Below are 9,794 nucleotides of genomic sequence, written 5' to 3'. Positions count from 1 at the left end.
GTACCAGCGTGGCCACATCACCGTGCTGGATCGGGCCGGGCTGGAGCGGCGCGTCTGCGAGTGCTACGCGGTGGTCAAGCATGAATACGAGCGGCTGCTGCCGAAGCAGCGCGCGACCTGAGCGCAGGCAAATCGTTCAACCGGCGTACCAGTGACCGTGATTACATTGGATAGCACTGACTTACCAAGTTGACGGAAAAAATGTCAATTGCCTGAAAATTGCTCCGGCACAAGGACGTGCCATTCTGGCGGACGAGTGGACATTTGGCGCGATGATGCCGACGCGGCTCGGTCGCGCCCGTTTACCAGGGCGCAATCAAAGCACGCCCACCCCCAGCACGATCACCAGCAGCAGGCCGATCAGCGCCAGGTAAAGATTCATATCGCCTGACTGCAAGACTGCAATGCGATCGGACAGCCACCACACCGCGCGCGTCAGCGGCCGGAACAATCGCGACTCGAACAAAGGCGCGATGCGCTGCTCGAAGCTCAGTCGGCGCACGAAGTATTCACGCTCGACGTGCTCGTGTTCCATGTCCAGACGCGGCCGATAAATGAAGCTGTAGAACACCTGCACCGCGTGCGAGAAGGTCAGTGCCGTGGTCGCCGCGCGCGGCGCGGGGGGATTGCCGCCAAACCACACCGGCGCGCGACGCACGCCATGGTGCCGCCGCGACCACAGCGCCAGCGTGATCGGCAGCAGCGCCAGCAGCGGCATGACGATGATCAACAGCGTCGGCGAAATGAAGGCGAAGTGCGCAGTCAGCGGCACCAGCAGCAAGCCGCTGCGCAACTGCATCGCGGACTGCGCGAACCAGTGCTGCGCCACCGGATCGAGCGCGTACAGCCACCACGGCATGCCCACCGCCAGCACCAGCACCAGCACACCGAGCAATCCCACGGCGAGCGCATTGCCGCGCGGCACCGGCGCGGTATTCGCGGTGGGCTCGCCCTGCGTGCCCAGGCCAATGACCTTGATGAAGGTCGCGTAGGCTAGCGCCGCGGTCAGCGCCAGCCCGACGCCGCCCAGCGACAAGGCCAGACGCCCCGCCAGATCCGGCACTTGAAAGTTCTGGAACAAGGTCTGGAAGGCAAACCATTCGCTGACGAAACCCGCCTGCGGCGGCATGCCGGCCAGACTCATGCCGGCGAACACCACGCCGACGCCATACGTCCACAGGCTCGCGCGCAGCAAACCCGACTGTTGCAGGCGATAACTGCCGCGCGCCCTGTAGGCGCCGTCGGCACCCAGCAGCAGCGCGCCCTTGGACAGGCTGTGCCCGGCCAGATGCAGCAGCCCGACCAGCCACGCCAGCATGCTCAGATCGGCCAGACCGGCGCTGCGGAAAATCAGCGCCGCGCCCAGCAGCAAGGTGGCGATGGCGGCGTTTTCGGCCGAGGACAAGCCCAGCAACTGGCGCCAGTCATCGGCCTGCAGCGCGTACAGCACCGCCAGAATCGCGCTGAACGCGGCGACCGCCAAGGTGATGATGCCCAACAGTTCATCGGGCGGCAGCCAGATCAGCAGTGCGCGCGCCAATGCAAACCACGCGGCATTGAGCACGATGCCCGACATCAGGCTGGCGCTGGCGCCGCTGCCGCTGGCGTAGGCGCCGGCGAACCATTCATAGAACGGCAGCAAGCCCAGCTTGGCGCCGAAACCGATCAGCATGAGGATGCCCAGGCCGACCACGGCCGCGCCGGGCAGGCCGATGAGCCCTGCGGCGAACCCGTCCATGGCCATGCCGCCGCCGAGCAGCGCGAAGGTCAGCCAGCCGGCCAGCAGCGCCACCGCGCCCACCTCCAGCAGGGCCAGCATCAGCAACGTGGCGTGACCGGAATCCTCGCGCACGCCGAGGCGCTCGGACAGCAGCATCAGCGCGCCGCCCAGGCTCATCAGTTCCCACGCGATCAGAAACGCCACGCCGCCCTGCACGCCCATCACGCCCAGCGCGCCAACAATCGTCGCGATCGCGCCCACGTACCACACGCGCAGGCGCGCCGCCGGGCTACCCAGCGCCAGCGCCAGCGTCGCCGGGATCGCGCCAAACAGCGTCAGCCACAGCCCCGCGCCATCCAGCGAAAAATGGGCTGCTGGCACGCCAGCGAGGCGCAAGGCTTCCGCGCCAACCAAGGCGCCGGCGCAAGCGATGACCACACCGATGCCGCCGAGCACCGCCAGCGCGCGCGTCAATGCCGGAACGGGCAACACGACGACCAGCGCCGCGGCCAGCAGCAGCGCCAGCACGGCGACTGTGAACAGCTCAGCCATCGCTGCGCCCTCCGCGCAGGTGCTGCTCGCTGCGCCCGAGCAACAGCAGCAGCGCATGCATGATCGCCGCCGGGTTGGGCGCGCAGCCGGGCAGATACACGTCCACCGGAATCAGTCCCTGCAAGCCGCTGCCGCCGGCATAGCCTTCGCGCGCGATGCCGCCACTGATGGCGCAGGCGCCCATCGCCATCACCCACTTCGGCTCGGGCATGGCCTCCCACGCGGCACGCAATGGTTCGCGCATCGGCTCGGTGACGGTGCCGGTGACCAGCAGCAAGTCGGCCGCGCGCGGCGAGGCAGTGAAAAAAATGCCCAGACGATGCAAGTTGTAGAACGGGTTCAGCAATGCCTGCAGCTCGGACTCGCAGCCATTGCAGGAACCGGCATCGACATGGCGGATATGCAGGCTGTGCCTGAAGCGCCGCGCGATCGTGTTTTGCAGCGCCAGCGCGGTGCGTTCTGTCGAGGTTTTCGTCACTTCCGGATCGAAGCGCAAATCCACGCGCGTGCGCGTGCCCAGCGCCCAGTCTTCGCTGGCTTGCAGCGTGCCGCTGGGGCACACCTCGACGCAGCGCTGGCAGGCGATGCAGCGCCCGTAATCCAACGCGATACCGTGGCGCGGAACGGCATCCGCAGCGGCGGACAGCTCGACTCGACGCAACGCGTCGGTGGGGCACACCGCGACGCAGGCCGCGCAGGACTCGGCACACGTCTGCACGGTGACGCGTGGCATGCCCTGCACGCCGCGCTGGCCGGCGGCCTGCGCATCGCCCCCGGGCCAGGCGCTGCTGGCGCGGCCGCGGGCGAGTCCGAACAGGGTCCATAGCGCCATGGTTCAATCCTCAGCGATCACAGCCGGCGATGGTGCTGCCGAAGCTGGCTTCATTGATGGCGTAATCCATCATGTTGGTGCCATGCACGGTGTACGGAAACACGCGCCAGTTGGAGTACGAGGGCGATTTGATCTTGACCCGCGCCAGGCGCCCGCTTGCATCCGTGTGCACCACGTAATACACCGAGCCGCGCGGCGATTCGGCCCAGCCCAGGCCGATGCTGTCGGCGGGCGCCGTGCAAGGCGCCAGCACCGGACCCGGCACCAGATGCGCCAGCAGATGGCGCAACAAGACGAAACTGGCGCGCAGCTCCGCGCCGCGCACGCGATAGCGCGCATAGGCATCGCCATCCTGGTGCGACGCGACTTCGGGTGCATGCTCGGCATACGCCGCATACGGATGATCGCGGCGCAAATCGCGATCCAGATCCGAGGCGCGCTCGACCGGCCCGGTGGCACCCTGATCAAACGCCACCTGGCGCGGCAACGGCCCGGTGGTATGCAGGCGATCGAGAAAACTCGAGGTCACCTCGAGCTGATCGAGATAGCGCAGGCTGGCGCTCTCCAGCTTGCCCATGTGCGCCACGAAATCCGATGGCAATGCCAGATCGCGACGCAAGCCCCCGGGGCGCAGCACGTTCATCAGCAGACGATGCCCGCACACGCGCGCGGCCAGTTGCTTGGCTTGTTCTTCCAGCAAACGCCCCTCGGCCTGACCGACTTTGAGCGTGGTCGCATCGGCCAGCGCGCCGAGGTAATGCAGATGGTTGTAGAGGCGCTCCATCTCGGCCAGCACGCTGCGCCAGACGCGCGCGCGCGGCGGCGCCTCGATGCCGGCGGCGTCCTCGATGGCCTGGCAAAAGGCCAACGCATGCGCCAGCGCGCCCACGCCGGAAACGCGCTCGGCCATTACCACGGCTGCATCCGCGGTCAGCCCCTGAAAGCGCTTTTCCATGCCGCGATGCTTGAGGAACAAGCGTGGGTGGTAGCGCAGGATGTGCTCGCCGATATAAAAAAAACGGAACTGGCCCGACTCGAACACATCGGCGCGAATCGGTCCGAAGTCCAGCTCCTGCACGTCATCACCTTCGACCTCGGGCAGCACATGCGGCGCCGGGTAGTGGCCATCGTCCATGGCCACAAAAAATGGCGCGGGATCCGTGCCGCGCTCGATCACCAGCGCATACGGCTCGGGGTGATTGAGCACGCCGACACCGGAAAGATCCTGCATCTCGCGCTCATACCAGCCCAGCAGCGGCACATGCGCCGCCATGCTGGGCAGGCCGCTCGGTGGCACATCCACGCGCCACAACTCGAACGGTTTGCCGGCCCCGGGCGCGGCCAGATAACACACCTCGATGCGCCCATCGACGCTGCTCGCGTACACCATCTGCATGCGCCCACCCTGCACCAGCAGATTCTCGATGTTGCCGGGGACGTCTGTGGCACGCAGATGCAGCACCAGCATATTGCTCATGACGCCGCCCCCAGCGCGTGCGCGATCTGCCCGAACCACTGCGTGAACAGCGGCGGCCACCACAGGCCCAGCAGCAGCAGCGCGGCCACCGCCAGCAGCATCGGAATCCACGTCATCACGCCCGGCAGTGGTCCGCTGGGCGGCGTCGTGGCCGGGCGCGCGTACATCAGACGAAAGTGGTTGAGGAAGCCGATGAAAATCACGATCAGCAACAGCAGGAACAGGATCGCCACCCAGCGCGTGCCGCTGCCCTGCCAGCCGGCCATCAGCACCGACAGCTCGCTGCGAAACAAGCCGAACGGTGGCGCGCCAGTAATGGCCACGGCGCCGGCCAGCCACAGCCACGCGACGCCCGGCATGGCCGCGGGTACATCGCGCATTTGTTCGATGTCGTGCGTGCCGTAGCGATGCACGGCGCTGCCCGCGCCGATGAACATCAGCGTCTTGTTGATGCTGTGGTTGAGCATGTGATACAGCGCGCCGAACACGCCGAGCACACCGCCAAAACCGAAGCCCAGCGCGATCACGCCCATGTGCTCGACGCTGGAATAAGCCAGCATGCGCTTGAGTCCGCGCTGCCGCATGATGAACAGCGCGCCGACGATCAAGGACACCACGCCCAGCGCGATCAGCACGCGGTGCGGCCATGCGCCGTGACCGGCGATGTCGGTGGCCGCGAGAAAACGCACGATGCCGAGCATCGCGCAATTCAGCAGCGCCCCGGAAAGCATCGCCGAAACCGGCGCCGGCGCCTCGCTGTGCGCATCCGGCAGCCAGGTGTGCATGGGCGCCAGGCCGGCCTTGACGCCATAGCCCACCAGCGCCAGCAGAAAGCCCAGTTGCAGCAGGACTACCGGCATTTTCGGCGCGATCGCATCCAGCGTCGACCAGTCCAGCGTGTACGTGGGGCCAAGCACGAAGGTGCCGCCCCAATACAACAATACCGTACCCAGCAGGGCGATGCTGATGCCACCGGAAACGATGATGATGTACTTCCACGCCGCTTCCATGCTCTCGGCGCGGCGCTCGTAGCCGACCAGGAAGGTGCTGACCAGCGTGGTCAGCTCGATGCCGATCCAGTACACGCCGATCATGTTGGCCATGGGTGCGGCGAACATGGTCCAGGCAAACAGCGCGAACAGCGCGTAGAAATTCGGCAGACGCTTGGCATCCTCGCCGTGGCGCATGTAATCCACGGCGAAAAACGAAGCCAGCAGATACACCACCGCCACGCACATCACTACCCAGGCGCCGATGCGATCCACGTACAGCATCTGATCGAAATAAATGCGCGGCGTAGCGGCGCCGATCAGCAACAGGATGCTCACCGGAAAACACACCAGTGCGGACAGCAGATTGACCCAACCCATCGCGCGCCGCACCAGCAGCGACCATAGCACCGCGATCAGTGGCGCGGCCCAGAGTATGGCGATCAATGCGGATTGGCTCATCTCAGCCCACCAGCTTCTGCAGCGCATGGCTGCCGGTGGCACCGACCGAGGCCATCAGATAACGCACCAGCACCGCGAAACAGGTGACCGCCACCAGCAGGTCGAACAGCAGCACCAGCTCGATCATCAGCGGCATGCCCGGTACCAGAATCTGCGAGCCGAGAAAGATGCCGTTCTCCAGCATCAGGATGCCGAGGATCGAACTCACTGCCTCGCGCCGTATCGTCAGCATCAGGAATCCGATCAGCTTGATCGCCAGCATCACCGTCAGTGCCAGCAATACCACGCGCGTCTCGATGTTCACCGCATGGCCGATGCGGTAGGCCACGATCACCGCGAAGATCACCAGCACCGCGCCCAGCACCAGCGCGGTGGCAGGCTGCACGATTTCGTGCAGTTCGCGGTTGACGTGCAGGCGCTTGAGCACCCACAGCAACATCAGCGGCAGCACCAGCCCGCGAAACAGCGCAGTCAATGCTGCGACGAAGTACAGCTCAGTGTAACCGCCGGCCCAAGCCATCAGCGCCGAGAGGATCGCGATCAGCCACGACTGCACGGCGAAGGCCACCATGTAATCCCTGAGCCAGCGCGAGCCCAGCATCACGAACGCCAGCACCAGCGCGCCGATCACGATCAGGCTGAAAATCGAGGCCAGCAGCGGCGTGAAATGCAGGGCAACCATGGGCATCACCGGATCTGGTTGGCGACCATCGCCAACACGGCGAACACGAAGGCCGCCGCCAGTGGTTCCTGGTAGCGGTAGAAGCGCAGACGCGACTGCACGGTTTCCACGCCGATCACCGCGCCGGCGATGACCGCGAACTTGAGCGCGATGGCGCCCAGCGTGCCCAGCACGCCGATCGCGCTGCCTTGCGCCGACAGCCCCCACGGCAGGATGAACACGTTGGCGAAGATGGTGTAGAGGATGAATTGCTTCATCATCCCCGCCCACTTCAGCAGCGCCAGCAGCGGGCCGGAATACTCCAGCACTCGCGCCTCCTCGATCATGTACACCTCGATGTGCGTGCTGGAGTGGATCGGCAGGCGATCGGTCTCGGCCAGCAGCAGCACGAAAAACGCCGCCACCAGAAACAGATGCGCCGGACTCCAGTACACCTCGATGTGCCGCACCAGCAGGTGATTGACCACGAACGGCAGCATCGCCTGCGCCATCAGTGTGATGCCGACGAACACCAGGATCAGGATGGGCTCGGCGAGGATGCCGATCAGCACCGTGCGGCTGGCGCCCATGCCGCCGTAGCTGCTGCCCGAGTCCATGCCGGCCAGGTTGATGAAGAACGAGCCCAGGGTCAGGATCAGGCCGCCGCCGAGGATGTCGCCCATGTCCGATAGCGGCAGCGGGTAATTGGTGAGCACAGGAATCAGGATCGGCACCGTGAGCATCGCCGTGAACGCCACGAACGGCGCGACGATGAAGATCCAGCTCGCCGAATCCGGCAACACCGTCTGCTTGCCGAACAGCTTGATCAGGTCGCGCCAGGGCTGCAGCAGTCCGGGGCCGGTGGCGCGCTGCACGCGCTCCTCGTAGCGCAGGATGAAACCCTGCAGCAGCGGCGCCGCCAGCAGCACCGTGAGCACCTGACCGATCTGCAGCAGCACGTCACGCATGCGCGGAACTCCGCGCGGCGGCATGGAAAAAACATGCAGGAACCCTGTGCGCCAGGTTCAGCGTACTTCTGCGAGGCATGCCATCACTCCCGGTGGTGGGTCTCGTAGGAGTCATCAGCCCGTTGCGGGCATTCCAGGCGAACTCCATCGCCTGCTGGTGCGTTGTGCGTCGATTACATGCTGACGCGGGGAACTTGTCAATCGCGTTCAGCGATTGAACATTCAGCGTGCCCACGCTCTGACCGGGTTTCCCGCAAGGAGTTTCCAACGTCCTCGATGACTGCGCTCAAGCACGCGCCGTGGCCTTGGAAACACGCCGGATAGAGGGCCGCGCCCTGCGACACACAGGCACACGACAAGCGCTTGCGCGCGCGCACTCAGCGCTTTACCAACGCCACACGGATGCATTGACATCCGAATGCAAGCTCTGGGAAGATTTTCGCAGGGGATGGCATTCCCCCTCTGTTGCAAACGCCGCAAGGCTAATGATGCCTACCGAACGCGCGATCATCGCGCCTGTCTCGGTAGGGTCCGCCCGGCGAACCCTGTCAAGGCATGTTCGTGTCCCGCGCGCTGAAAGTATCTTGCGTGGAGTCTGGATATGTTCATTGCATCGAGGTGGTCGCTCATGGTTCCAGCAACTTGCGCCGGCTTGCCATGTGTGTGTCGCGGCGTTGCAACTGGCCACGCGCCGACGGCGCCCGCTGCGCCATGGCGTCACGCTGACCTGGCACGCCCAGCAAACGGCTTCGGCAACCCGGCTGGCGAGGTGGTGTCATGAGTCAGGCACGTTTGCGTTGCCGTGCACAGCAATTGCTGGCCATTGCGGATGTGCACATCAATGGTCAGCGACCCACCGACCCCATTGTCCATGACGACCGCTTGTACGCGCGCACCTTCGCGCATGGCTCGTTGGGTTTCGGCGAGGCTTACATGGATGGCTGGTGGGACGTCGCCGATCTGACCGGCATGCTCACGCGCGTCATCGGTGCGCATATCGACGACCGGCTGCACAATCTCGACACGCTGATCTCGCACTTGCGCGCGCGCTGGCTCAACCTGCAGCGCGGACGCCATGCATGGGACATCGGCAAGCGCCACTACGACACCGGCAACGATCTGTTCGAGGCCATGCTCGGCAAGCGCATGGTGTACAGCTGCGGCTACTGGGCGCAGGCCGACAATCTCGATGACGCGCAGGCAGCCAAGCTTGATCTGATCTGCCGCAAACTGCGGCTCAAGCCCGGCATGCGCGTGCTCGACATCGGCTGCGGCTGGGGCGAAGCACTGAAGTTCGCCGCCGAGCGCTACGGCGCCAGCGGCGTGGGCGTTACCGTGTCCAAAGAACAGGCGGCTTGGGCGCAAAACCTGTGCCGTGGTCTGCCCATCGAGATTCGTCTGCAGGACTACCGCGAGGTCAAAGAGACCTTCGACGCGGCGTATTCCATCGGCATGTTCGAGCACGTCGGCGGGCGCAACTACCGCACGTACTTTGAAACCGTGCATCGTTGCCTCAAACCCGAAGGGCTCTCGCTGCTGCACACCATCGGCAACAACGACTCACCCAGCAAACCCGATCCGTGGATCGAGAAATACATCTTCCCCAACTCGATGATCCCCGCCGCCAGCCAAGTCGCGACCGCGCTGGAGGGTTTGTTCGTGGTCGAGGACTGGCACAACTTCGGTACCGACTACGACCGTACCCTGTGCGCGTGGAAACAGAATTTCGACGCGGCATGGCCGCAACTGGCCGCGCACTACGATGAACGCTTCAAGCGCATGTGGCATTTTTATCTGTGCACCTCGGCCGCGGTGTTCCGCACCCGCCGCGACCAACTGTGGCAGCTCACGCTGTCACCGAACGGTGTGCCCGGCGGCTACCGCGTGCCGCGCTGAGCGTCGCGGGGCTCCGCGCTCAAGCCCGCGTCGCGCCGGCGCGGCATCGCACCGCTGCGCACGTCGTGGATCACGCAGCGCAAAACCATGCGCGCGTCGCCCAGCAATGTACGTTGGCGTACCGAGTCCCTGGTTCGTAGCGCGTATCTTGATGTCTGCATCAAGCGCCCGGCGGATGAAGCCTTCGCTTGAACGCATGCGCGATGTCGCCCGTTTCGATCTCGCAACCGGGGATGC

Annotated in this window: 7 protein-coding genes and 2 riboswitches; of the genes, 1 reads left to right on the top strand and 6 read right to left on the bottom strand. The window is 65.3% G+C overall.

Annotated features, from left to right (window positions below):
- Nucleotides 1–316: 316 nt before the first annotated feature.
- Genes ACYDAT_RS14985 through ACYDAT_RS14960 form a run of 6 tightly spaced genes read right to left on the bottom strand, consistent with a single transcriptional unit; the run spans nt 317 to nt 7,661 of the window.
- Entirely contained in the window at nt 317–2,272 is a 1,956-nt protein-coding gene (locus tag ACYDAT_RS14985; protein ID WP_461451139.1) for a proton-conducting transporter transmembrane domain-containing protein, read from the bottom strand.
- Entirely contained in the window at nt 2,265–3,104 is an 840-nt protein-coding gene (nuoB, locus tag ACYDAT_RS14980; protein ID WP_461451137.1) for an NADH-quinone oxidoreductase subunit NuoB, read from the bottom strand. Before nuoB ends, ACYDAT_RS14985 begins: the two co-directional genes overlap by 8 nt.
- A 10-nt stretch (nt 3,105–3,114) precedes the next feature.
- Nucleotides 3,115–4,581 carry a hydrogenase large subunit gene (locus tag ACYDAT_RS14975; RefSeq protein WP_461440238.1) on the bottom strand — a complete coding sequence of 489 codons (1,467 nt, stop codon included), beginning with the start codon at nt 4,579–4,581 and terminating at the stop codon, nt 3,115–3,117.
- On the bottom strand, nt 4,578–6,032 hold the full coding sequence (locus ACYDAT_RS14970; RefSeq protein WP_461451135.1) for a proton-conducting transporter transmembrane domain-containing protein: 1,455 nt from the start codon (nt 6,030–6,032) through the stop codon (nt 4,578–4,580). The genes ACYDAT_RS14975 and ACYDAT_RS14970 overlap by 4 nt, the downstream gene beginning before the upstream one ends.
- A 1-nt stretch (nt 6,033) precedes the next feature.
- Nucleotides 6,034–6,714, bottom strand: a complete 681-nt coding sequence (locus tag ACYDAT_RS14965; RefSeq protein ID WP_461440236.1) for a hypothetical protein — start codon at nt 6,712–6,714, stop codon at nt 6,034–6,036.
- 5 nt (nt 6,715–6,719) lie between these two features.
- Nucleotides 6,720–7,661 (bottom strand): respiratory chain complex I subunit 1 family protein, encoded by a 942-nt coding sequence (locus ACYDAT_RS14960; RefSeq protein ID WP_461440235.1) that lies wholly within the window; start codon nt 7,659–7,661, stop codon nt 6,720–6,722.
- A gap of 98 nt (nt 7,662–7,759) precedes the next feature.
- Nucleotides 7,760–7,822, bottom strand: a riboswitch (Fluoride riboswitch).
- A gap of 274 nt (nt 7,823–8,096) precedes the next feature.
- Nucleotides 8,097–8,163: riboswitch (Fluoride riboswitch) on the top strand.
- Nucleotides 8,164–8,438: 275 nt separating this feature from the next.
- On the opposite strand from ACYDAT_RS14960, the gene cfa reads away from it, so the two are divergent.
- Nucleotides 8,439–9,557 (top strand): cyclopropane fatty acyl phospholipid synthase, encoded by a 1,119-nt coding sequence (gene cfa / locus ACYDAT_RS14955; RefSeq protein WP_461451133.1) that lies wholly within the window; start codon nt 8,439–8,441, stop codon nt 9,555–9,557.
- The last annotated feature ends 237 nt before the right edge of the window (nt 9,558–9,794 follow it).

The sequence above is a fragment of the Metallibacterium sp. genome (assembly GCF_054637675.1).
Note: the sequence above shows the minus strand (reverse complement) of the source record. Positions and strands in the feature narration are given on the sequence as shown.

Bases quoted from the DNA above. Each gene is read 5' to 3' on its own strand.
- ACYDAT_RS14985 (WP_461451139.1), bottom strand. From the start codon at position 2,272: ATGGCTGAGCTGTTCACAGTCGCCGTGCTGGCGCTGCTGCTGGCCGCG.
- nuoB (WP_461451137.1), bottom strand. From the start codon at position 3,104: ATGGCGCTATGGACCCTGTTCGGACTCGCCCGCGGCCGCGCCAGCAGC.
- ACYDAT_RS14975 (WP_461440238.1), bottom strand. From the start codon at position 4,581: ATGAGCAATATGCTGGTGCTGCATCTGCGTGCCACAGACGTCCCCGGC.
- ACYDAT_RS14970 (WP_461451135.1), bottom strand. From the start codon at position 6,032: ATGAGCCAATCCGCATTGATCGCCATACTCTGGGCCGCGCCACTGATC.
- ACYDAT_RS14965 (WP_461440236.1), bottom strand. From the start codon at position 6,714: ATGGTTGCCCTGCATTTCACGCCGCTGCTGGCCTCGATTTTCAGCCTG.
- ACYDAT_RS14960 (WP_461440235.1), bottom strand. From the start codon at position 7,661: ATGCGTGACGTGCTGCTGCAGATCGGTCAGGTGCTCACGGTGCTGCTG.
- cfa (WP_461451133.1), top strand. From the start codon at position 8,439: ATGAGTCAGGCACGTTTGCGTTGCCGTGCACAGCAATTGCTGGCCATT.